Source organism: Treponema sp. R6D11 (assembly GCF_054786075.1).
Genome location: NZ_BDHD01001274.1, coordinates 1 through 343 on the forward strand (window position 1 = coordinate 1; position 343 = coordinate 343).

1 pseudogene is annotated in these 343 nt (G+C 54.5%); it reads left to right on the forward strand.

Annotated features, from left to right (window positions below):
* Positions 1 to 343, forward strand: a pseudogene (locus ACYVTD_RS18415) (phospho-sugar mutase); the annotation flags it as partial.

The window sequence follows — 343 nt, forward strand, 5'->3', positions numbered from 1 at the left end:
AAAAGCCGACGTGGTAATGGCTACCGACCCGGACGCCGACCGTTTCGGCGTGGCGCTTCCCGGCGCGGACGGCAAATTCGTTCTTGTTACGGGAAACCAGATGGGCGTCCTTCTCGCGGACTACATTTTCCTTTCGCTGAAAGAGCTCGGCAAACTGCCGAAGAACGCCGCGATGGTAAACTCAATCGTTACTACGGGAATGCAGAAAAAAGTCGCCGAGCATTACGGCTGCGAGTGTACGGAATGCCTTACCGGTTTTAAGTGGATTGCCGATGTTGTGCGCAAGTGGGAACACGGCGAAGCTGGTGCGAAAAGTTACGTCTTTGGAACCGAGGAAAGTTAC